This window comes from Amycolatopsis sp. NPDC051372 (assembly GCF_040682095.1).
Taxonomy (GTDB): Bacteria; Actinomycetota; Actinomycetes; order Mycobacteriales; family Pseudonocardiaceae; genus Amycolatopsis.
Window position 1 is genome coordinate 1 of record NZ_JBFBAF010000063.1, and the last position, 21921, is coordinate 21921.

The 21921-nt window shown below is 67.9% G+C and carries 21 protein-coding genes; 6 read left to right on the plus strand and 15 right to left on the minus strand.

Translation table 11 applies throughout. From position 1 onward, the window contains the following. Positions 1-21: 21 nt before the first annotated feature. On the plus strand, positions 22-717 hold the full coding sequence (gene rpe / locus AB0M56_RS48890; RefSeq protein WP_364190040.1) for a ribulose-phosphate 3-epimerase: 696 nt from the start codon (positions 22-24) through the stop codon (positions 715-717). 25 nt (positions 718-742) lie between these two features. Here rpe and AB0M56_RS48895 read toward each other — a convergent pair whose 3' ends face one another. After that, positions 743-2191: a LytTR family transcriptional regulator DNA-binding domain-containing protein gene (locus AB0M56_RS48895; protein WP_364190043.1), complete on the minus strand. Its 1449-nt coding sequence runs from the start codon at positions 2189-2191 to the stop codon at positions 743-745. A 655-nt stretch (positions 2192-2846) separates the two neighbouring features. Here AB0M56_RS48895 and AB0M56_RS48900 point away from each other — a divergent pair. The 4 genes from AB0M56_RS48900 to AB0M56_RS48915 all read left to right on the plus strand — a co-directional run bounded on the left by AB0M56_RS48900 (position 2847) and on the right by AB0M56_RS48915 (position 7126). Next, the gene (locus tag AB0M56_RS48900; protein WP_364190046.1) at positions 2847-4241 is read left to right on the plus strand and encodes a LytTR family transcriptional regulator DNA-binding domain-containing protein; all 1395 of its coding nucleotides are present in this window, start codon (positions 2847-2849) and stop codon (positions 4239-4241) included. Positions 4242-4601: 360 nt separating this feature from the next. Next, positions 4602-5057 carry an MSMEG_3727 family PQQ-associated protein gene (locus tag AB0M56_RS48905; RefSeq protein ID WP_364190049.1) on the plus strand — a complete coding sequence of 152 codons (456 nt, stop codon included), beginning with the start codon at positions 4602-4604 and terminating at the stop codon, positions 5055-5057. Positions 5058-5073: 16 nt separating this feature from the next. Continuing rightward, complete coding sequence (locus AB0M56_RS48910; protein WP_364190052.1) at positions 5074-6753, plus strand: PQQ-dependent dehydrogenase, methanol/ethanol family; 1680 nt, start codon at positions 5074-5076, stop codon at positions 6751-6753. A gap of 166 nt (positions 6754-6919) precedes the next feature. Then, positions 6920-7126: a recombination activating protein 1 gene (locus AB0M56_RS48915; RefSeq protein ID WP_364190055.1), complete on the plus strand. Its 207-nt coding sequence runs from the start codon at positions 6920-6922 to the stop codon at positions 7124-7126. A gap of 18 nt (positions 7127-7144) precedes the next feature. Here AB0M56_RS48915 and katG read toward each other — a convergent pair whose 3' ends face one another. From katG to AB0M56_RS48930, 3 genes are all read right to left on the minus strand, one after another. After that, positions 7145-9382, minus strand: a complete 2238-nt coding sequence (gene katG, locus AB0M56_RS48920; RefSeq protein ID WP_364190058.1) for a catalase/peroxidase HPI — start codon at positions 9380-9382, stop codon at positions 7145-7147. Between the two features lie 24 nt (positions 9383-9406). Further along, a complete protein-coding gene (locus AB0M56_RS48925; RefSeq protein ID WP_364190061.1) occupies positions 9407-9970 on the minus strand; it encodes a manganese efflux pump in 564 nt (187 codons plus the stop codon). 221 nt (positions 9971-10191) lie between these two features. After that, entirely contained in the window at positions 10192-10368 is a 177-nt protein-coding gene (locus AB0M56_RS48930) for a hypothetical protein (RefSeq protein WP_220245697.1), read from the minus strand. Between the two features lie 387 nt (positions 10369-10755). Between AB0M56_RS48930 and AB0M56_RS48935 the strand changes: the two genes are divergently transcribed. Beyond that, positions 10756-11226 carry a ribose-5-phosphate isomerase gene (locus AB0M56_RS48935; RefSeq protein ID WP_364190064.1) on the plus strand — a complete coding sequence of 157 codons (471 nt, stop codon included), beginning with the start codon at positions 10756-10758 and terminating at the stop codon, positions 11224-11226. A 63-nt stretch (positions 11227-11289) separates the two neighbouring features. On the opposite strand, the gene AB0M56_RS48940 is transcribed toward AB0M56_RS48935, so the two are convergent. From AB0M56_RS48940 to AB0M56_RS48990, 11 genes are all read right to left on the minus strand, one after another. Next, positions 11290-12027 carry an HAD hydrolase-like protein gene (locus AB0M56_RS48940; protein ID WP_364190067.1) on the minus strand — a complete coding sequence of 246 codons (738 nt, stop codon included), beginning with the start codon at positions 12025-12027 and terminating at the stop codon, positions 11290-11292. Next, positions 11982-12338 (minus strand): hypothetical protein, encoded by a 357-nt coding sequence (locus AB0M56_RS48945; protein WP_364190070.1) that lies wholly within the window; start codon positions 12336-12338, stop codon positions 11982-11984. The genes AB0M56_RS48940 and AB0M56_RS48945 overlap by 46 nt, the downstream gene beginning before the upstream one ends. Next, entirely contained in the window at positions 12335-13270 is a 936-nt protein-coding gene (locus tag AB0M56_RS48950) for a fructose-bisphosphatase class II family protein (protein ID WP_364190072.1), read from the minus strand. Before AB0M56_RS48950 ends, AB0M56_RS48945 begins: the two co-directional genes overlap by 4 nt. Positions 13271-13427: 157 nt before the next feature. Continuing rightward, positions 13428-14405: a class I fructose-bisphosphate aldolase gene (locus AB0M56_RS48955; RefSeq protein ID WP_364190075.1), complete on the minus strand. Its 978-nt coding sequence runs from the start codon at positions 14403-14405 to the stop codon at positions 13428-13430. Between the two features lie 43 nt (positions 14406-14448). Then, positions 14449-15438: a LysR substrate-binding domain-containing protein gene (locus AB0M56_RS48960; protein WP_364190078.1), complete on the minus strand. Its 990-nt coding sequence runs from the start codon at positions 15436-15438 to the stop codon at positions 14449-14451. A gap of 537 nt (positions 15439-15975) precedes the next feature. Further along, positions 15976-18432: an aminopeptidase N gene (gene pepN / locus AB0M56_RS48965; RefSeq protein WP_364190081.1), complete on the minus strand. Its 2457-nt coding sequence runs from the start codon at positions 18430-18432 to the stop codon at positions 15976-15978. Positions 18433-18471: 39 nt separating this feature from the next. Then, positions 18472-19596 (minus strand): pyrroloquinoline quinone biosynthesis protein PqqE, encoded by a 1125-nt coding sequence (pqqE, locus tag AB0M56_RS48970; protein WP_364190084.1) that lies wholly within the window; start codon positions 19594-19596, stop codon positions 18472-18474. Further along, a complete protein-coding gene (gene pqqD / locus AB0M56_RS48975; protein WP_364190087.1) occupies positions 19593-19868 on the minus strand; it encodes a pyrroloquinoline quinone biosynthesis peptide chaperone PqqD in 276 nt (91 codons plus the stop codon). The genes pqqE and pqqD overlap by 4 nt, the downstream gene beginning before the upstream one ends. Beyond that, positions 19868-20563, minus strand: coding sequence for a pyrroloquinoline-quinone synthase PqqC (gene pqqC, locus AB0M56_RS48980; protein WP_364190090.1), 696 nt, complete (start codon positions 20561-20563; stop codon positions 19868-19870). The genes pqqD and pqqC overlap by 1 nt, the downstream gene beginning before the upstream one ends. Continuing rightward, a complete protein-coding gene (gene pqqB / locus AB0M56_RS48985) occupies positions 20560-21462 on the minus strand; it encodes a pyrroloquinoline quinone biosynthesis protein PqqB (RefSeq protein WP_364190093.1) in 903 nt (300 codons plus the stop codon). Before pqqB ends, pqqC begins: the two co-directional genes overlap by 4 nt. A 129-nt stretch (positions 21463-21591) precedes the next feature. Continuing rightward, positions 21592-21921: hypothetical protein (locus AB0M56_RS48990; protein ID WP_364190096.1), on the minus strand; the 330-nt coding region annotated here is incomplete at its 5' end.

Here is a 21921-nt window from a genome sequence, read left to right on the forward strand (position 1 = left end):
CGCTGCTTTACGCTTGAGGGCGTGTCGAACCAGCCCTTGATCGCGCCGTCCATCCTCTCCGCCGACTTCGCCCGGCTCGCCGACGAAGTGGCTGCCGTGCAAGGAAAACCAGGCCGCGGAGCGGATTGGCTGCACGTGGACGTGATGGACGCGCACTTCGTGCCGAACCTGACCCTGGGCCTGCCGGTCGTGCGGTCGCTGCTGGCCACCACGGACCTACCGCTGGACTGCCACCTGATGATCGAGAACCCGGATCACTGGGCGATCGGTTACGCGGAAGCGGGTTCCTACAACGTGACCGTGCACGTCGAGGCCGCCGACGATCCGGTCAAGCTCGCGAAGGACCTGCGCGCCGCGGGTTCGAAGGCGGGGCTGGCGATCAAGCCAAACACACCCCTGGAGCCCTACGTCGACGTGCTCAAGCACTACGACACCCTGCTGGTGATGTCCGTGGAGCCCGGGTTCGGCGGCCAGATGTTCATCGCCGACGTGCTCGACAAGGTCCGCAAGGCGCGCAGGATGGTCGACACCGGCCACCTGAACCTGGTCGTGGAGATCGACGGCGGCATCAACACCGACACGATCGAACAGGCGGCCGAGGCCGGCGTCGACTGCTTCGTGGCCGGCTCGGCCGTCTACGCCGCCGACGATCCGGCGCACGCCGTGGAGGGCCTGCGCCGCCAGGCACAGGCCCTCTCCGCCCGCACCCAGCGGTGATTCCCTTGGCGCGGGCCGGTTTCGGTCAGACCCCGAGCAACCGCCGCAGCTCCGGCGCGTGGCGCCGCGACACGGGAACGAACTCGTGCGAGCGGGAATCCATGATCAGGAAGAGCTCGCCCTTGATTCCCCGCTCCAGCTCCGCCACCCGGCGCAGGTTGACCAGGAAACGCCGGTGCACCCGGCTGAACCCGTAGGGCGTCAGCAACCGCTCGACATTTTCCAGGCCACGGGTCGCGGCCTGGATCCTCCCCCGTTCCGTGACCAGCCAGACGATGTTCCGGTCGGCCTCGGCGTAGCGGATCTCCGACGGGGCAAGCAGAACCAGGCGGTCGTTGCGCATCCCGATCACGCGCCGGGGCAGCGGGCCGACGTCCGATTCCGAAGTGCTCTCGTACGGCTCGCCCTCTTGCACGCCGAACACGCACAGCATGCCCACCACGTGGTTCGAGTCGACAACGGGCCGCATGGTCACCGGAGTCGCTTCCTCCCCCGGGCTCACCGGCAGGTACGCGTAGCCGCTCCATTGTGTACGGCCCTGTGCCCGGTCCTTGGCCCACCGCACCACCTCGGGAAGCCCCGAAATATCCGGCATCCAGCGTTGCGCCGGCTCGATCGCCCCGGCGACGATGGGGGTTTCGCCGGCCAACCCGAGCAACGCGACGGCGGCCTCGTTCGCGGTGATCACGTTTCCACCCCGGTCCATCGCCATGAACGGACCACTGGCCTGGGCACACTTCTTGTTGAACTCGGAGATCACCTTGTCCGCCTCGTAGACGGCGCGCCGGTAAATCTCCTGTTCGACGCACGAGACGGCTTTCGTCAGCCACGCAGGCACGAGCTTGGACAGCGAAGCGTTCCACCGCGAGATGTTGATCGACGCGACCGGCGCGCCGGTCACCACGTCACGGATGGAAATGCCCGCGCAGGCCCACTGGTGGAAGGCTTCGCACCAGTGCTCCGGCCCGGTCACCGTGACCGGGCCGGACACCTCGAGCGAGGTCCCCATCCCGTTCGTGCCGGTGCACTCCTCCGACCACGACGACCACGGAGCGAGGTTGTGCAACTCGGCTCGCCGCTGCGCGGAAGGATCACCCCAGGCCCCCAGGACTCGCCCGTCCCCGTCGGTGACGGTGACGACGGCGCCGTCCTGTTCCACTTCCTGACCGGCCAGCGCACCGAGACCGCCGAGCGCGGTGAAGATGACGCCGTTGTCGATTCGCGGGGAATCGTCGCCCAGCGCTCCCGGAGCGACGTCCAACCTCCGGTCCACCTCGTACCGATCGCGGCAGCGGTACCAGGAAGCGAGGATCTCGGGCCGTACGCCCGTTTCGATGTCTTCGCCCCCGGCAAAACTTTCCCAGGCGCGAGCCACTTCTCTCGACGAGGTGGTCACCAGAGAGCCACCCGGCACGTGATCACGTCCGCTCGGCCTGCTCGGCGCGATCGCCAGCGGCGGCACTCTCCCGGTCATCGCGACCTCCTTGTCGCCAGGCACGCCGGGGTCAGAGGGGACCACCGGGCAGTGACGGAGGTTACAAACTAACTCGATGGCGCAATCATTTCAAGACAGCTTCGCGTCGTTCAGCCACTTAGCTGTAGACATAACACGACCAGCTCGGCGCCGCCGGATCAACTCCGCAACCCGGCGGAACAACCACCAAAACGGGCGGCGCCGGCAACAGGAAAACACCTTGTGGCACAACATCATTTGGCGGAGTCAGCCGGGCCGGTCCCCGTGGTTCACCCTGGTCAGCACGGAAATCCTTGCCTCCGGCGGCCTCGTCGAGGGCGTTTGTGGAAAGCCACAACAAAAGACGCCGTTCACCAGACGGCAGTAGACCACAAATGATCTTGTTCCAAATACGGAACGACGATCATCGAAGCCGATGCCGGGTGACCGTTGATGGGCGGATGACAACCGATAATCGCCGCCGCGCGACCGTTCGTTGGTCATCCGCCCACAGTCAGCACAGTCTGCTTGCCCTCTAATCAGCGGAGAGTTTAGCTTGCGACGGCGGCGAAGCGACGCGGTGCGGCCCGACACGGTCAGGTAGCACCCGAGCGGTCATCGGCACCCCAGCGCTGGAGTGCCGTCCGGGGTGGCACCAGACCAAAGGCGGTCTCAGATGACACAGGTACGCCGGCTCGACCCGACCTCTCGCAGCTGCGGAGACGCCACGGTGCACGGAGCGTGGGAGCGGTTCGTGAAGGGCGAGGACGACCTGCGTGGTGTGCGGCCCGAGATAGCGATTTCCTGGCAGCGGTGCCGGGACCAGTACCAGGTCGACCCGTTCCTCACCGAAGCCCCCGTCGCCGTCGCCGAGGTCGACCACGCGCTGGAGCACGACGTCGTGATCGCCGAGCTCGGCTTCCGCGCCGCCTCGCTGGCCCGCGAGGTCGGCAGTATCGGCGGCATCGTGACCATTACCGACGCCTCCGGCCGCGTCCTGGCCCAGTGGGGCGACCAGGCGACCCGCAGCGTGGCCGCCGATGCCAACCTGGCGCCGTGGTTCTGCTGGGCCGAGGGCGCCACCGGCACGAACGGCATGGGCACCGCGCTGATGTCCTACACCCCCGTGCTGATCCGCGGCGCGGAGCACTGGTGCCAGGCTTTCCACGACTGGACCTGCGCGGGTGTGGCGGTCCGCGACGTCGTGACCAGGGAACCGGTCGCGGTCCTCAACATCTCGTGCTGGCGCAGCGAGCCTCCAGCGGCGACGGGTACCTGGCTCGGCAATGTCGCCACGATGACGCAGCGCATCCTGCGCCAGCGCGCCCAGGATGACGGTGCCGAACTGATGGCCGCCTTCAACCACGCCAGGTCACGCCCGAGCACCGCGCTTGCGGCCGTGGATCCCGCGGGCCGGGTGGTGCTCGCCGACGACACGGCGGGCGTGCTCCTCGGCATCCCGGGCTCCACGCCGGCGCCCGATCCCGCGGTGCGGTGGAAACCGGAGCTGCCGGAGTTCATCCGGGCCACCCGGTACGCCGCCAAGCAGGCGGCCCGCAACCGTGACTGGACCGGTTCGACCCAGATCTTCACCCGGCTCTCCAGCGAACCGACTTCGATCAGCATCCGGCCGGTGTTCCTGTCCGGCCACCTGGTCGGCACCCTGGTCTCGTTCGGGGTGTCCGAAGGTGATCCGTTGCCTCGGGCCGGCGGGGACAACCCGCTCCACGCGCAGCCGCACCGAATGGTCGCGACGCGCGAGAACCGCATGGTCCTGCTGCGGCTCCCCGAGGTCTCGTTCGCGCAATCGGACGGCAGTGACGTGTGGCTGTCCACAGACCAGGGACGGTTGCGATCCGCCTCGCCGGGCCTCGACAAGCTCGAGACCGAGCTGGGCGATTCCGGTTTCCTGCGCGTGCACCGCCAGTACGTGGTGAACCTCAGTCGCATCAGGGAAGTCGAGCGCCGGTACAAGGGCGAGCTGTTCCTCGTCATGGACGACCAGGCGAAAACGATGGTGCCGGTTTCCCGGCGCAACACCCCCGCGGTGCGCCGGGCGCTGGAGATCTGATGGCCCCCGCCATCGGCTCGACGAGGTTTCCCGTTGCCGCAAACACCGTTGTCACGGTGCACGAACGGTACCTCTCGTCCGGAGAACGGCGTGGTCTGGCCGATCTGTGGTGACGCATATCGGAACCCCTTGCGCGGCGGTAGAGTTCAATCTCGTTGCAGGATAGGAAATCAACGATCGAGCCGAATCGGAAATCAGGCCCGGCCAACCACCTGTGACCGCCGCGCTGAGCCCCATTGTGGTGTGGCACTTGAGAAATCACGCGATCCAGTCGCCGACGAGGCGACGCTTTCGCGTGCGTGAAGCGTTCCGCGAAATCTGTCAGAAGTTTCATTTTTGCTGACGAGGAGGTGAAGTCCGATGACGGCTACCCAGGATCGTGAAGATCTCTTGGCCGAGCTCAGCGGACAGAACAAGGCAACCATCGGTGCCGTGCTCGGTACCGGCACGATCGCCAAGGCGACCGAGCGTCCCGACGGGACGATGGAAGGGACCATCCGGATCCCGGAGGACGCGATGACGTGGGAGCCGGGTGTGCTGATCATGCCGCACGCCGGCATCCTCGAGCTGACGATCATCAACGACGACAAGAACACCCACGCCTGCCTGCTGCCCAGCAACGGCGACCGGCAGTTCATCGGCCTGCTGAACCACTCGAAGGGCAGCGCGACGCTCGAGCTGGACGGTCCGGGCTGCTACTGGTACGGCTCGCCGGCCGGCAACGACGAGGGTCGCGGCCTGCAGGGCGCCATCGTCGTGTCCGGTGAGGTTCCGCCGGAAGCCAAGCTCGACCGACCCGCCCAGCCCCGGCCGTAGAAAGGCAGGAACCACCATGACCCTCGAATACATCGACGCCGGCAAGGCGTTCAACCACAACAAGCTGTCCAACCTGCCGCACAGCGCGCCGGACGTGACGCGCGGCGTCAACTACGAGCGCATCCTCGACGCGCGCAACGAATCCCACAACTGGATCACGTACTACGGCGCCTACGACGGCCAGCGGCACAGCCTGCTCGACCAGATCAACGTCGACACCGTCAAGAACCTCAAGGTCGCCTGGATCCACCAGGCGAGCGCGACGGGCATGATCGCCTCGACGTCGACCTACGCCTTCGAGGCCAGCCCGCTGATGATCGACGGCGTCATGTTCGTCACCGGCTGGGACGGCTGGCTCTGGGCGCTCGATGCCAGGACCGGCGAGCAGCTGTGGCGCTACAAGCACGCGATCCCGATCGACGTGACCCTGTGCTGCGCCAACGTCAACCGCGGCTGCGCGGTGGCCAACGGCAAGGTCTACATGGTGACCCAGAACGCCCAGCTGGTGGCGCTCGACGCCACCACCGGACGGAAGGTCTGGCAGAAGACCATCGGCGACGTGCGCGCCGGAGAGAGCGCTTCCATCGCTCCGCTGGTCATCAAGGACACGCTCATCACGGGTTCCGCCGGTGGCGAGTACGGCGTCCGCGGTCACATCGACTGCTGGGACCTGGAGACCGGCGAGCGCCGCTGGCGCACCTACACCGTGCCGAAGCCGGGTGAGCCAGGCTCCGAGACCTGGCCCGCCGACGGCGAGGCCTGGCAGCGCGGTGGTGCGAACCACTGGGTCACCGGAACGTTCGACCCGGAGCTGAACCTCTACTACGCGGGCACCGGCAACCCGGCTCCCGACTTCGACGGCGAGGTCCGCGAGGGCGACAACCTCTACACCGACAGCGTGGTGGCGCTGGACGTCGACACGGGCGAGATCAAGTGGCACTACCAGTTCACGCCGCACGACCTGTGGGACTACGACTCCACGATGGAGATGACCCTGTTCGAGCGGGACGGCAAGAAGCTGCTGGCCCACTTCGACAAGAACGGGTACATGTTCGTCCTCGACCGCACCAACGGCGAGCTGCAGCACGTCACCCCGTTCGTCGACCGCATCGACTGGGGCGTGATCACCCGGGACGGCAAGGTGACCCCGCGCAAGTACCCGGACAAGGAAGGCGAGCCCTGCCACTTCTACCCCGGCCCCGCCGGCGCCAAGGAGTGGACGCACGCCTCGTATAACCCGAACCACGACCTGTTCTACGTTCCGGTCGCCGACGTGGGCGCCACGGCCACCCGCCGTCGTCGCGAGTTCAAGGAAGGCATGCCCTACTGGGGTGCCGCCGTCGAGGTCGACGTCGACAACATGGCCGGCTCGGTCAGCGCGTTCGACTCCCACGGTGAAGAGAAGTGGCGCTACCGGCTCCCCTTCCCGATGTGCGCCTCGACCCTGAGCACCGAGGGCAACCTCGTGTTCGCCGGCACGCCGGCGGGCGAGTTCATGGCGCTGCACGCCGAGACCGGCGAGAAGCTCTGGAGCTTCCAGTGCGGCAGCGGGCACCACAGCAGCCCGTCGACCTGGTCCCTGGATGGCAAGCAGTACATCTCGGTGCCGGTCGGCTGGGGTGGCTGGCTCGAAGGCATCGTCCCCGGCATGTCCGGCCAGGGTCATGGTGCCGCGCTGATCACGTTCTCGCTGTGATCGGAAAGCACCGCTGATGCGAGACCCGGGGTGACTTCCCGACGGTCCCCCTTCCACCCGTCCGGTGATCGAGGCTTCTCGATCACCGGACGGGTGCCTTTGCGTTGCCGGAAAAGCGACGCACCTCGGTCATGGGAAGACAGCGACGGAAACGAAAGGCGATCCGATGAGCCAGTCGACGACGCCCCGCCAGGACGAGGAAATCGAGCGTCTGCCGTGCTTCAACTGCGGGGATTCCTACGAGTCCGGCGATCTCGCGCGGCACACCGAGCCGGTGCACTGCGGGACCTGCATCGCGTGTGTCGACCGGCCGGCGTGCTTCACCTGCCGGCTCATGTACTGCGTTTGCGACGTGCACAAATACCGAGGCTGAAGGGCCCCGGCGTCGTGGTCAGCGCAGGTCGAACCGGTCCAGTTCCATGACCTTCACCCACGCGGACACGAAGTCACGCACGAACTTCCCGCCGGCGTCGTCGCTCGCGTAGACCTCCGAGAGCGCCCGCAGTTCGGAGTTCGACCCGAAGATGAGGTCGACCCGGCTCGCGATCCACTTCACCTCGCCGGTGTCCCGGTCGCGGCCCTCGTAGACCACCGTCCAGATGTCCGCGTTCCGCCTCGGCGCCCACTCCGTCCCCAGGTCCAGCAGGTTGACGAAGAAGTCGTTGGTCAACGTCCCGGGCGCCGAGGTCAACGCACCCAGCGGGGACCGCCGGTGGTTGGCTCCGAGCACGCGCAACCCGCCGACCAGCACGGTCAGCTCGGGCGCGGTCAAGGTCAGCAGGTTCGCCCGGTCCACCAGCAGGTGCTCCGGCGACATCCAGAAGCCGTCGCCGAGGTAGTTCCGGAAGCCGTCGGCAAGGGGCCGCAACGCGTCGAACCACTCGACGTCGGTCCAGTCCTGGGTCGCGTCGGTGCGCCCGGGGCGGAACGGGACGTCGACGACGTGGCCGCCGGCAGCGGCGGCGTGTTCCACCGCCGCACACCCGCCGAGCACGATCAAGTCGGCCATCGAGATCCGCGTGCCCGACGGCTGCGAGGCGTTGAACCGCTCCCGGATCGCGTCCAGCACGGGCAGGACGACGTCCAGCTGCTCGGGTTCGTTGACCGCCCAGCCGCGCTGCGGCTCGAGCCGGAGCCGCGCCCCGTTGGCCCCACCGCGCTTGTCACTGTCGCGGTACGTCGACGCCGAGGCCCACGCCGTTGAGACGAGCTGCGCGACCGTCAGGCCGGATTCGAGGAGCTCGCGCTTGAGGGTGGCGACGTCGTCGGCGTCCACGAGCCCGTGGTCCGGCTCCGGCACCGGGTCCTGCCAGATCAGCCGTTCGGCCGGAACGAGCGACCCGAGGTACCGCTGGATCGGGCCCATGTCGAGGTGCGTCAACTTGAACCAGGCCCGCGCGAACGCGTCTTCGAATTCCTCCGGGTGCTCCAGGAACCGCCGGGAGATCTGCTCGTAGACCTTGTCCTCCTGCAGCGACAGGTCCGTGGTGAGCATGACCGGGTGGTGCTTCTCGTCCGGGTCGTACGGGTCGGGAATCGTGCCCTCGCCCCCGCCGTCGGCCGGGATCCACTGCCACAGGCCGGCCGGGCTGAGCTCGACGTCCCACTTGTACTCGAACAGGGTCTCGAAGAAGGTGTGGTCCCAAGTCACGGGCGTGCGGGTCCACATCCCCTCCAGCCCGCTGGTCGTGGCGTCCGGACCTTTGCCGGTGCCGTGCTCGTTCGCCCAGCCCAGGCCCATCGCCGTGAGCGGCGCGGCCTCCGGGTCGGGGCCGAGGTGCACGGCCGGGTCCAGCAGCCCGTGGGTCTTGCCGAAGGTGTGGCCGCCGGCGATCAGCGCCACCGTCTCCTCGTCGTTGAGGCCCATCCGCCGGAACGTCTGGCGGATGTCGCGGGCCGCGAGCACGGGATCGGGGTTGGTGGCGGGGCCCTGCGGGTCGACGTAGATCAGGCCCATGTCGCTGGCCGCCAGCGGTTCGTCGAGGTCGCGGCGGCCGCTGTGCCGGTCGTCGGCCAGCCACTTGCGTTCCGGCCCCCAGTACGTCTCGTCGGGCTCCCACACCTCGGTGCGGCCACCGCCGAAGCCGAAGGTCTTGAAGCCCATCGACTCCAGCGCCCGGTTGCCGGCGAAGACCATCAGGTCCGCCCAGGAGATCCTCCGCCCGTACTTCTTCTTGACCGGCCACAACAACCGGCGGGGCTTGTCCAGGTTGCGGTTGTCCGGCCAACTGTTCAGGGGGGCGAAGCGCTGCATCCCGGCGCTCGCACCGCCGCGGCCGTCGCTGACGCGGTAGGTTCCCGCGGCGTGCCAGGCCATCCGCAGCACGAGGGGGCCGTAGTGCCCGAAGTCGGCAGGCCACCAGTCCTGCGAGGTCGTGAGCACCTCGTCGACGTCACGCGCCAGCTCGTCGAGATCGACCGTCTTGAATTGCTCGGCGTAGTCGAAGTCGGCGCCCAGCGGACTGTCGGCGGGAACGTTGCGGTGCAACGTCTTCAGGTCGATCCGGTGCGGCCACCAGTCGTTGGGGTTGCCGCTCGCCGTGGGGTGGTTGCGCTGCCGAGCCGGCCGTGACTCCTCCAGGACCCGGTCGTACGTGCGGTAGACGTGGGTGTCGGGATTCTCGGGCATCGGTGTCCTCCCCGGCCGCGCCGATCAGTCGAAGACGAGCGGCAACAGGATCGCCGCGCCCAGCAACGAGATGCCGCAGAGCAAGTCGGCGCGAACCCGGATGACCCTGGCGGCCATCCGCCCGACGAAGAGTCCGACGAACGACATGATCATCGTCATGACACCGAAGGCCACCATGGGGACGATGAGGGAGAACCCGGCGATCCCCAGACCAGCGCCCGCGACGAAATTGTCGATGCTCAGCGAAAGCGGCATGCCGAAGAGCGTCACCCACGGGTGGTCCAGGTCTTCCTCTGCCGGCTCCGGGTTCCGGATCGCTCCGACGATGAAGTAGACGCCGTACAACCCGAGCGCGGCCGCCCCGACGAAGTCCGCCCAGTCTCCGAGGAAGTCACCCAGGAAGTGCCCGATGAGCCCGCCCAGCAGCGGACTCACGGCGTCCCACACTCCGAAGACGATGGCGACCTGCACGGCGCGACGCCAACCGAAAGGAATGGTTCCGATAGCGATCGACGAGCGGAAATTGTCGAGACTGAGGCCGAAGGCGAGCGATATCAGCGGAAGAAATTCAAGAGACACTTGAACCACCTCAACAGATCAACCAGGGTTCACCGGGGAGAGAGACTGTGAATATCTGCCCGTTCTCGGCAGGGGGGATCGCTGATTTCCGACGGGTGCCGCAAGGCCCCGGCGCGATGGATTCACTCGCTCCGGGGCCTTGCGTCAACACAGAGGTAGCCTGGCCGCGGATTTCAGCCCTCTGCCGCGGCTACGAGAAATCAAGCGACACGGGCCGTGGAGCCCGGCTGTCAGGCCCGGTAGAAGTAGCCGGTGGCCTCAGCGCACACCTCGACGACCGTGTACTCCGGAGTTTCCCACTGCATGTTTTCCTCCTCAGCTGTTGGCTGCGCCCGGCGACTGAGCCAAAACCGGACATCCGTGATCCGCGCAATTTCGCGAACAACGTCGCGAAATTTCGCGGTCATGAAACAGCATCTTGGATTTAACGTAGGTGTCGCAACCGACCTTGAACCAGTGGTCGGGAACCGGTGTCGAACGGCATCCTGAGGCCGACGAGTGGAGGAGGCACGCTCACCGACGGCCCGCGGCACGACACCCGGCAGCCCCGCCAAACACCTCTACGACCTGCGAGAACGTGCCCCACAGCAGCTGGACGGACACCTGCACCGCGCGGCGGCGGGCATCACCTGGCCCCGCCGGCGGACCGCTGTGTCGAAGCCCGTTCTCGGACATACTCCAGCACCAGAGTACGAGTCGGCGGACGAGGACGTCAATCGTCCCATCAAATATCCCAATGCCTGCCTGGCAAATAACGAAGCACCAATTCACAAGTCCGGAATTAGACTGCTCAGGTGCGAATCTACCTTGGCTCCGATCACGCCGGACTCGAACTCAAGAACCACTTCGTCAAAAGGCTCACCGACCTCGGCCACGAGGTGATCGACGTCGGCCCCGCGACCTATGACGCGAATGACGACTACCCGCCGTTCTGCATCGAGGCGGCGCAGCGCGTGGTCGCCGACGAAGGCAGTCTCGGTCTCGTCATCGGCGGTTCCGGAAACGGGGAACAGATCGCCGCGAACAAGGTGCCCGGCGCCCGTGCCGCGCTGACCTGGAACGAGGACACGGCGAAGCTGGCCCGGCGGCACAACAACGCACAGCTGGCCGGCATCGGCGCCCGAATGCACACCGTCGAGGAGGCCGAACGCATCGCGGACGCGTTCCTCGGCACCGAGTTCGAGGGCGGCCGCCACCAGCGCCGGATCGACCTGCTGGCCGACTACGAGCGCACCGGTGAACCGCCCGCGCTGCCAGGACAATGACGTGAGGGGCCGCGCCGGGGAGAACCGGCGCGGCCCCTCACGAACGCTTTCACCGCGACCAGGTCACCGGGCTTGATCCAGCCGACGGAGTCCGAGCTGTCGTGCGATCTCATCCCACCGGCCGTCGTCGTCGGAGACCGCACGGCCGGCGTCGCGAGCGGCCCACGCCGAGGCGACGACGGACCGCAGCGCTTGGCCTTCGTCACCGCCGTTCGGGATGCGGGGGACAGCGTCCGGCCCGAGGTCGACGAGGTCCTCGCGCGAGGTGGTGGACAACCGAAGTGCGGGCGCGAGCAGTCCGCTCAGATCGGTGGCGACATACGTCGGACGCGCGGCTCGCTCGGCGAAGGCCAGGTCCCGCAGCCGCGAGGCCCCGGTCAGGACGAAGAGCGAGTCGAGGCCGGCCGAGTTGGCGCCCTCGATGTCGGTCTCCAGCCGGTCCCCGCACATCAGGGTGCCCGGCCGATCCGTCCCGAGCCGGGAGCGGGACAGGTCGAACAGGGCGGCCTGCGGCTTGCCGACGACGTGGGGCGCCGCGTCGACCGCCGTCTGCACCAGGGCGACCAGCGCGCCGTTGCCGGGCGCTTCTCCGTAGGGCGTGGGCAGCGTGAGGTCGACGTTCGTGGCCACCCAGGTGGCTCCGGCCCCGACGAGGTAGCCCACCGCCGCGAGCTCGGTCCAGGTGACGTCGGATCCCAGCCCCTGAACCACGGCCTCGACCGGCCTGCCGCTCAGATCCGCGACGCGGACCGGCGTCAAGCCGGCTTCGGCGAGTGCCTGGGCGACGCCCGGACCGCCCACACCAGCGCACCCGGCACCAGCCGCTCGGCCAGGTACGCCGCGGCCGCCTGCGAACTGTTGACCACCGACCAGCGCCGCGGTGCGATCCCCAGCCCGCGCAGATGGTTGCCCACGTCTTCGGGAGGGCGCGACGCGTTGTTGGTCGCGAACACGACCGGGACACCGTCCGCCGTCACCCGGTTCAAGGTCTCCACCGCACGAGGGACCGCGTCCGCACCGCGGTAGACCACGCCGTCGAGATCGCAGATCAGTCCGCGGTAGCGCGTGATGAGGGGCTCGACCCGGACGGACGTCGTGGTGTCCCTGGTCATGCGGATCGGTGTTGGGTTTTGACGATCCGCGCCGTTTCCGGCCGCGAACACAGCACAATGGACTGTGTCGTGGTCCGGCCGGCGTGCTGCTGCACCCCGCGCAGCACCTCGCTGCCGGTCACCCCGGTGGCACAGAACAGAATGCGCTCGCCGCGGACCAGGTCCTCGGTGTGGAGAACATCGTGGCGGGTGCCGGAGTCGTCCGACCGCAACCGCGCCTGCACCGACCCGCCGAGGCAGGACAGGGCAGCCGCGGCGATGACCCCCTCCGCGGCGCCCCCGGTGCCCAGCAACACGTCCACCGGGCTCTCGGGACGGGCCACGGCGATCGCACCCGCGATCTCGCCGCCCTCGATCAGGTGCACGCGCGCACCCGCGTCGCGGATCTCGTGCACGAGCTCCCGGTGCCAGGGCCGGTTGAGCACGGCGACGACGACGTCCGAAACCCGGCCGCCCTTGGCCGCGGCGACCGCTCGCAGGTTCTCGCCCACCGAGCGGTCGAGTTCGACGACGCCGGCGCACTCGGGCCCGACGACCAGCTTCTCCATGGCGACATCCGGCGGCGGATCGAAAAGAGCACCACGCTCGGCCACCGCGACCGCCGCGAGCGCGTTCGGCACATCTCTGGCCACGGAAAGCGCGCCGTCACCCGCGTTGATCGCGACGTCGCAGGCCGGCCCGGCTCCGGAGCCGACCGCTTCGCCCTTGATCAGTCGCTTCCCGTCCTCGCCGAGCACCACGACCCCACTCATCGGCACCGACCCGATCACGTTGTGCATCGCCTCGATGGCGGCGGCCTTGCCGCTGATCTCGTCACCGTGCCCGACCCACCGGCCGGCCGCGAGCGCGGCGGCTTCGGTGACCTGCACGAGTTCGAGCGCAAGGGCGTGATCGAGTCCGTCCACGCCGATGGCCCATTCCTTGGTTTTCATGAACCTCAATCCACTCGAACTCGTCGGTGAAAGTGTGTGTGCGGTCGTAACACCGAACCGAGGGCGACCGGACCGGCAGACCACCGCCCCGATCCGGCCGCCCTCTTCAAGGAGGCGCCGGCCGCCGGCACCGCGGACGGCCCCCCGGCTCGAACGCTCAGCGGGCGGCGGCGTTCGCGACGGCTCGGTCGGAGAGCACCTGCTGGGCGGCGGCCCGGTTGCCCTCGTCGCCCCGCCACGCCTCCAGAGCCGGCCCGACCAGCGCCCGGCCGAAGGAGTAGGTGAGCTCCCAGGGCAGCGGATCGAGCTTCTGCATCGCACCGAGGTGCTGGGTCGCCAGTTCCGGACTTTGCCCACCGGAAAGGAAGGCGATGCCCGGCACGGACGCCGGCACCGTCGCGCGCAGAGTGTCCACTGTGGCCTTGGCGACGTCGGCGACCGAGGGCCGATCCGAGCTGCCGGCTCCGGCGACGACCATGTTGGGCTTGAGGACGATGCCGTCGAGTTGCACCCGCATCAGGTCGAGCTCCTCGAACAACACCTCCAGCACCGACGTCGTCACCTGCCGGCACTGGGCCAACGAGTGGGAACCGTCCATCAGCACCTCGGGTTCCACGATGGGCACCAGGCCGCCTTCCTGGCAGAGGCCCGCGTACCGCGCCAACGCGTGCACGTTCGCGTGCACCGCTCGCTCCGACGGCACGTTTTCGCCGATCGTGATCACCGCACGCCACTTGGCGAACGTCGCTCCGCCTCGTACGTAGTCCGCGACACGTTCGCGCAGCCCGTCGAGCCCTTCGGTGATTTTCTCGTCGGAGGCTCCCGCCAGCGGCTTCGCCCCGGTGTCGACCTTGATCCCGGCCAGAATCCCGAGATCGTCGAGGAACTTCGGGAACGTGCGCCCGTTGGTCACTTTCTGGTGGAACGTCTCGTCCGCGAGAATGACGCCGCTGATCGATTCCGCGAGCCGGGGGGTGGTGACGATCAACTCACGGTAGACCCGGCGGCTTTCCTCGGTCGGCTCGACCCCCACCTTCTCCAGGCGAGAAGACATCGTCCCGATGCTCTCATCGGCAGCGAGAATACCGCGCCTGTTGGAGACGAGCGTGCGCGCGATTTTATTCAGTGCTGACATCTACCTTGCTCCTCCTGCGACTCGACCGACGTTGACCGTCGTATTACGTTTTCGTGGTGGTTTTCGCGACCGCGAGCCGACTGCCTTTGACTTTCTGCCCAGGCACGAAAACCGGCATCGGACTGCCTTTCGACGCTGCGATCTCCACCAGTTCCCGCGCGTACCCCGGGAGATCCCGGCCCTCACTCCACGCCGCGTAGATGGGTTTCGCCGGCATTTCCTGGTCGACTGCCACCAGGTGCAGCCGGCCTTCCGCGAGTTCGGACCGCACGGTCGAAATGTTCAGCACGGTCACCCGCTGACTCGTCGCGACCGCTTGCTTGATCGCGGCGCTGGAGGGAAATTCGACGTAACTGCGCGGGGTGCGGGCAGTTCCCAGCAGTTCATCCGTGAACTCCCGCAGCCCCGAGCCGCGCTCGCGCAGGACGAGTGGCGCGGATGCCAGCTCCCGCACCGTCAGGGGGCGGGTCCTCCTGGCCCACGGGTGCTTCGAGCCGACCACCACGGCCACCATGTCGTCACAGATGTAGCGGGTGACCATGTCGTCGCCGAACTGCTTCTGCACGTGACTTCCGGCCTGGCACCAGCCATCGATGAACGCGAGATCGACGTGGCCCGCCCGGATCAGCCGGCGGAGCTCGTCGATGCTGCCGGTCTGCACCTCCACCCGGGCCTCACCGAAGGAGAACCCGGACCGGTTCAGCCATTCAGGGATCAAGTGCTCGGAGACGGCCGGGCTGCCCGCGACCCGCAGCCGTTTGGCATCGGCAGACGGAGCCCCGGATCCGAACTCCAGCAACTCCCGCGCGGCACTCATCACGTTGCGGGCGTACTTCGCCAGCATTTCCCCGTCCTCGGTGAGTTTTGAACCCGTAGGAGAACGCTCGAGCAGCCGAAGACCCAGACGGCGTTCCATCGCGCTGATCCGGATACTCGCGGCCGGCTGGGAAAGACTGTGCGCTTGGGCGGCTTTTCCCACGCTGCCATAACTTTCCACTGACAGCAGTAAGTCGAGGTCGGCGAGCTGAGGCATCTTTGACGGAAGAACCACGTTTCCACCTCTCGCTCCGCCGAAAAGCAGTTGTCGGCTACACCGGCGGCTCCCGGTGTGCAATGAGCGTGCCCCGCCCGGTTTGCGTGGTCAATCTGTTGAGCACGAACGCGCACTGTGCGGACATGAACGGTGTGCACCGCGCCACATACGGGCGTTCGGGGTAATCGGGCGGCGGCAAAGAGGCCGTGAACTGCACCCGTTCGGCAATCTCAACACGCCGAACGGCCGGTAGTCAAGGGGCTCGTGTTCCCCTTCGTGGCAGCGCCGACACCGTTCGTCCTGGATTCACGGCCATTCGTTCGACCAGACTTGCCGCAATTTCCACCCGGCGACCATAGTTCGGCGACGAAGTTCCGGGTTTCGGGTCGCAGCTGCTTTTTCCCGGACGGTAACAGTTTCATTCCCTTTCTCGCCGTCGCGGCGGTCGGCCGACACCCGCGGGCGGGACTCCTGCTGGCGCAAGGTTCCGGCCTGCACAGAGCACCGGGGCCTTGCGCCATCCACCTCAGTTCCGCCTCAGCTCGCCGCGTCGCACGCCCGGGCGGCCCGCATGAGGGCCAGTTCGGTCCGCTCCTCGCGGACGACCTTGCGCACGTTTTCGGGGAGCAACCCGCTCTCCAGCAAGCGATCCGTGCGGGCCAGCACGGCGTGCTCGTCGGTCGTGAACCGCGGGTACAGCGCCCGCGCGAACGCCAGCGCGAACTCGGGCTCGTCGGCGCGGCTCTCCAACGCGCGCAGGTACCGGTCGGCGTACGGGGTGAGCAGCACCTCCTGGCCCGGTTGCCGCAGCCCCGCCATGACGGCTTTCCGTTCCGCGAGCGAGAAACCCTCGTCAACCACCCGCGTCCAGGCTTCTTCTTTGGCGGCCCGGGTGGGACGCGCGGCTTCTGCCGTCAAGGCGTTGCGGCGGCAGCCGTCCCCCGGATCGGTTTCCCGTGCGACGCGGAGCAGCCCGTCGACGTCGCCTCCGGTCGAGGCCAGGCGGACCGCTGCCCGCCACCGCAGATCGCGATCCACTTCCAGGTCCGGCCACGGCGACCGGCCGCGCACGAGGTCGCTCAGCAAACCGTGGTCCTGGCCGACACCGACGAGAGCCCGGGCGAGAACCAGCCGGCGGTCACTGCCGAGCGCGGCGCCGGCCAGCTGCGCGCGCACCCGGCGCGCCACGGCTTCGAGCAGCCGGCCCCTGTCGAGCGGGGCTCCGTAGAGCTCGACCGCCCGCACCGCATGCTCCAGCAACGCTTCCAGCACGCCGATATCGCTCTCCCGGACGCCGTGAGTGAGCACGGCCGCCGCGTAGCTGCGTGCCGGCAAGCGTGCGTCGAGGACGTCGTCCCACAACGCTCCCCAGACGACTGCTCGCGCCCGTTGATCGTCCAGTGTAGACAGGCTTCGCAGGGCCGTGCGCCGGGACCGCGGGTCCAGCCTGACCTTGACGTGGGCCACCGCGTCGTCGTTGGGCACGAGCAGGTCGGCGAACCCAGCGACGGCAGGGGCACCCTCGCGGTGACCGAGGGACACGTGTGCGCGGTGCCGCCACACCAGCTCGCCCTCGCATTCGTCGAACGCGGCGACCCGCAGCGTCAAGTGCCGGGACCGAACCTCGGGAAGCTGGACCACGTTGCCGTGGACCACCTCGACCGTGTTGACCCCGCGGCGCAGCAGCCACTCGTCGACCCACCGGTCCACGTCCTCGTTCGACACCTTCCCCAGCGCGGCCACGAAATCCTCGAGACGGGCGTTGCCCCACGCGTGCGTCCGCAGGAAGGTCCGCACGCCGCCGACGAAAGTTTCCCAGCCCACGCGCGAAGCGAGGTCGTGGAGCACCGCCGCGCCCCTCAGGTAGACGATCGGGCCGAGGTTCGACCGTGCGGCGTCGGTGTCGGCGGTTTCCGCCCGGATCGCGTGGGCGGTGGGCAGCCGGTCGGCGTGCCGGGCCGCCGGCAGGGCGTGGTGGGCGAAGGCGGTCCAGCCGTCCCCGTACGGCGTCGCTTCGGCCTGCGCGACGACCGCCATCGTCGTCGCGAAGGCCTCGTTCAGCCAGAGGTCGTCCCACCAGCGCATCGTCACGTAGTCGCCGAACCACATGTGCGCCATCTCGTGCAGCAGGACCTCGGCCCGTTTTCGCCGCGCTTCCGCAGTGACCCGGTGCCGGAACACGAACCGCTCGTTGAGCGTCACGCAGCCCGGGTGTTCCATCCCGCCGAACGCGTACTCGGGCGCGAAAACGTGGTCGTACTTGGTGAACGGGTACGGCAGGTCGAACAACCGGGAATAGAAGTCGAGCCCGCGCCCGATCACGTCGAAGAGTTCGGGCGCGTCGCTCGTCAGGTCCTCGAAGAGCGAGCCGCGCGCGTACAGCGCCAGCGGCACTTCGCCGTGGCTGGACCGCAACCGGCGAAACGGGCCACCGGCGAACGCCACCAGGTATGGCGGCAGCGGCGGCGTGCGGCCGAAGCGCCACGTCGACCGCTCGCCGGCGCGTATCGGTGGCTCTTCGGGATCGGTGTTGGCGACCACGACCCAACTGGCGTCGGCGGTGACGGTCAGGCCCACCGTCGCCTTCAGATCGGGCTGGTCGAAGCACGCGTACACCTGGTGCGCCGCGAAAGGTTCGAACTTGGTGTGCACGTAAACCTGGCCGTCGAGCGGATCCTGGAACCGGTGCAGCCCCTCACCGCTTCGCGAATACGCCGCGAAGCCGGCCACGCGAACCGTGTTCCCGCCGGGGCGCACGGCCAGCCGCACGCGCGTCCCTTCGTGCGCGTCCGGCCCCAGCTCACGGCCGTTGCACTCGACCGACTCGACCTGCCCCGCGAAGTCGAGGAAGACGAACGCAGCCCCGGACCGAGCCTGGAAACGGACCACCGTGCTCGTCGCGAACTTCCGCGCACCGACGGTCAAGTCGAGCTCCACCGCATAGCCGACATCGAAGATCTCGGCCGAACGCGCTGCCGCCTCGTCCTCCGTCAACTTGTCACCGGAGGCGACCCGGCCGTCGAACGGCATCCGTCAGGGCCGGTGCGCCGACACCGTCGGGCGGCGGTAAACCAGCTTTTCGCGAAGCTTTTCACCGTCGGCCGTGACTTCCTCCTGGTTCGCGCGAACGAGCGCGTCCTGCACCAGGTGATGGTCGGGTGAGTGCATGCACACGGGATCGGTGCGCGCCGCGTCTCCGGTCAACGCGAACGCCTGGCACCGGCAGCCGCCGAAATCGAGCTCCTTGCGCGGGCAGCTCTGGCACGGATCGGGCATCCACTCCGTTCCGCGGTAGGCCTGGAATGCCTCGGACTTCGCCCAGATCCACCCGAGGTCGTGGTCGCGAACCGAGGCGAAGGTCATCGTCGTGATCTCCGCGGCCACGGGGCACGGGTACACGGTGCCGTCCGGCGCGACGGTCAGCGCGTTCTGCGCCCAGCCACCCATGCACGGCTTCGGGTAGGGCTCGTAGTAGTCCGGAAGGATCCAGAGGAGTTCCATGCTCTCCCCCAGCTCGGCCTTCCGGCGCTCGTAAACCCCGACCGCGTCGTCGAGCTGGGCCTTGGTCGGCATCAGCAGATCGCGGTTGCGCAGGGCCCAGCCGTAGTACTGGGAGTTCGCGAGCTCCAGCCGCTCGGCGCCCCACGCCACACAGACGTCGATGATCGCGTCCAGCCGGGGCAGGTTCATCCGGTGCAGGACCACGTTCATGTTCAACGGCAGGCCGGCGTCGCGGATGATGCGCGCGGCGGCCTCCTTCTTGTCGAAGCGCTTGCTCGCCGCGACCAGGTTCGTCGACTCGGCGGCGTCGCCCTGGATGCTCAGCTGCGCGCTGTTGAGGCCGGCCGAAACGAGTGATTCGGCCCGGCTCTCCGTCAGCCCGAGGCCGCTGGTGATCAGGTTCGTGTACAGGCCGAGGCGACGGCATTCGGCGACCAGCGTCTCCAGATCGCCGCGTACGAGGGGTTCACCGCCCGAGAAGTGCACCTGCACGACCCCGAGCCCAACCGCCTCGTTGATCACCCGCAACCAGTCTTCGGTGGTGAGCTCGTCCTGCCGATCGAGCAGCTCCAACGGGTTCGAGCAGTAGACGCAGTGCAACGGGCACTGGTGCGTGACTTCGGCCAGCAGGCCGTACGGCTGCGGCGTGCCGTTCATGAGACCACCACCCAACCCCGTCCGCGCGCATCCTGGAGGAACGTCATCACGTCGTTCGCGAGGTCGGCGGCCGCGAAATCCTGCTCGAGCTGATCGACCAGCTGCCGCACGGTCCGGCTGCCGTCGCACAGACCCAAGATCGCCGCCCCGGACTTGTTCAGGAGCACGACCCGCTCCGGCAACAGGAGCAGCTCCACGTCACGGACGCTGTCGTGCTTGAGCATCGCCTTCGTCGCCAGCTTGGGGATGGCCGTCAAGTCGGATTCGTCCATCACGAACTCTTGCTGTACTCGAGTTCCACGGCATCCAGCAGACTCCAGAGGACGTCACACTTGAACTCCAGGGCTCGTGCGCACGCTTCCTGCTGTTCCCTCGACTTCGCGTGGTTGAGCACCAGTTCGAGCAGGTGCGCGATGTCCTTGGGCTGCTGGGTGAGCCGCGCCCGGAAGTACTCCAGGCCTTCCGAGGCGATCCACGGGTAATGGTGCTGCACGTCGGTGATCCGCCGGCTGAGCAGGTCCGGCGCGAACAGTTCGGTCAGCGCCGACGCCACGGCCTCCAGCCAGGGCTTCTGGCGGCAGAAGTCCACATAGGCGTCCACGGCGAACCGCACTCCGGGCAGCACCGTGTCGGTGTCGAACAACGCTTCGCGGCTCAGGCCCACCGCCGCGCCGAGGCGAATCCACTTCTCGAGACCGCCCTCTGCGCCCGCTCGCCCGTCATGGTCGATGATGCGCTGGATCCACTGGCGCCGATCCTCCCGGCCGGGGAGCTTGGTCAGGATGAACGCGTCCTTCTTGGGCAGGTTCATCTGGTAGTAGAAGCGATTCCGCACCCAACCCCGGAACTCCTCCTCGGTCAGCGTGCCCGAGTGCATCCGCTCGTTGAACGGGTGCAAATGGTGGTACCGCTTTTCTCCGATGGACCGCAGGTGCGCCTCGAACTCCTCGGCAGACCACGGGTTCATACTTCCACCTCCAAGCCGGCTCGGCCGATCTCGATGCCCAAGTCCGTCACCCAACGCCGTTCCGGGGACTCTTCGTCGAGAATCGGGTTCGTGTTGTTGATGTGCGTGTAGATCTTTCGCTTCGCGGGCAGCGCGGCGAGCGCGCGGGCCGAACCGTCGTCACCGCTGACGGGCATGTGGCCCATGGAGCGCCCGGTCCGGCTTCCCGCACCCTGGCCGGCCATTTCGTCGTCCGTCCAGAACGTGCCGTCCACGAAGACGCAGTCGGCCGACGCCACCTGCTCGGAGAACTTGTCGTCCCACGTCGGCAGCGTCGGGGCGTACACCGCGATCCCGCCGGTCACCTTGTCTTCCAGGCGGTAGCCCACCTCCCACTCCGACGAGGGGCCGCGAAGCCGGGATTCCCCGATGTAGCGCGGGGCCTTGGAACCGGTCAGAAAGGGGATCACGCGCACTCGATCGTCCAGATCCAGAGGTTTGCCGACCTCGACCAGGGACCAGGTGAGGTCCGCGTAGTCGCTCAGGAGTTCGCGGACGGGGAACCACAGAGTCAGTGCCTCCAGCACGGGGTATGTCCCGTACACCGTCAGCGAAGACCCCTCACGCAGCATCAGCAGGCCGATCGTGTGGTCGAACTCCGCGTCCGTCAGCAACACACCGGCGACCGGTGTCTTCCTGACCTCCGGACCGGGGTGCAACGAGGGATCCGCCGCGATCTGGTGGTGGACGTCCGGGGTCGCGTTCAGCAGGAACCACTGTTCGCCGTCTCCGGAGACCGCGATCCCGGCGTGTGTCGTCGCGGCTTCAGGCTTGGCCCGAGCCTTGCGGCAGCCGGCGCAAGCGCAGTTCCACTGCGGATAACCGCCACCAGCCGCGGCTCCGAGGCAATGTATGAACACAGTACGAAAACAATCCGTCAATACCGGCGCGGGCCGGCGTCGGAGCACGCCTCGAGCAGCGCGAAATAAGGTGTTTGCCACCTCATGGCGTCCTCCCTCACATTCGACCCCGACAACGGCCGGATAAAATCAGGCACCGTTGCCCGTCAAGGGTTCGGCCAGGGCGGCTTTCTGGTAACGTCGCCCTGAACTCGGCTTGTCTTTTCCCAGCTTCTTCGCCCTCGCCTGGTCTGGCAACCAATCGCGAACGACCGGCACCGAATCACTGACGAACGGCCGCCGCGCCACCACGAGCGGACTGCCGCGTCCACTGCGGTGCGGCCAGTGCCGAGCACCCCACCAAAAATAGCCTGCGACCTGCTGTTGTTCGGCGATCGGGCAAGTGCTCGCACAGCACGAAGCCGAAGCCCGAACGTCCCTGACCGCCGCCTCCGGCCACGGCCGGCGACGCGGCCCGAC

Excerpts from the sequence above, each read along its gene's own strand:
- pqqC (WP_364190090.1), bottom strand. The coding sequence starts at position 20,563 with ATGAACCCGTGGTCTGCCGAGGAGTTCGAGGCGCACCTGCGGTCCATC.
- AB0M56_RS48955 (WP_364190075.1), bottom strand. The coding sequence starts at position 14,405 with ATGTCAGCACTGAATAAAATCGCGCGCACGCTCGTCTCCAACAGGCGC.
- AB0M56_RS48895 (WP_364190043.1), bottom strand. The coding sequence starts at position 2,191 with ATGACCGGGAGAGTGCCGCCGCTGGCGATCGCGCCGAGCAGGCCGAGC.
- AB0M56_RS48910 (WP_364190052.1), top strand. The coding sequence starts at position 5,074 with ATGACCCTCGAATACATCGACGCCGGCAAGGCGTTCAACCACAACAAG.
- AB0M56_RS48915 (WP_364190055.1), top strand. The coding sequence starts at position 6,920 with ATGAGCCAGTCGACGACGCCCCGCCAGGACGAGGAAATCGAGCGTCTG.
- AB0M56_RS48960 (WP_364190078.1), bottom strand. The coding sequence starts at position 15,438 with ATGCCTCAGCTCGCCGACCTCGACTTACTGCTGTCAGTGGAAAGTTAT.
- AB0M56_RS48930 (WP_220245697.1), bottom strand. The coding sequence starts at position 10,368 with ATGACCGCGAAATTTCGCGACGTTGTTCGCGAAATTGCGCGGATCACG.
- AB0M56_RS48945 (WP_364190070.1), bottom strand. The coding sequence starts at position 12,338 with ATGACCAGGGACACCACGACGTCCGTCCGGGTCGAGCCCCTCATCACG.
- pqqD (WP_364190087.1), bottom strand. The coding sequence starts at position 19,868 with ATGGACGAATCCGACTTGACGGCCATCCCCAAGCTGGCGACGAAGGCG.
- pqqE (WP_364190084.1), bottom strand. The coding sequence starts at position 19,596 with ATGAACGGCACGCCGCAGCCGTACGGCCTGCTGGCCGAAGTCACGCAC.
- katG (WP_364190058.1), bottom strand. The coding sequence starts at position 9,382 with ATGCCCGAGAATCCCGACACCCACGTCTACCGCACGTACGACCGGGTC.
- AB0M56_RS48905 (WP_364190049.1), top strand. The coding sequence starts at position 4,602 with ATGACGGCTACCCAGGATCGTGAAGATCTCTTGGCCGAGCTCAGCGGA.
- AB0M56_RS48950 (WP_364190072.1), bottom strand. The coding sequence starts at position 13,270 with ATGAAAACCAAGGAATGGGCCATCGGCGTGGACGGACTCGATCACGCC.
- AB0M56_RS48900 (WP_364190046.1), top strand. The coding sequence starts at position 2,847 with ATGACACAGGTACGCCGGCTCGACCCGACCTCTCGCAGCTGCGGAGAC.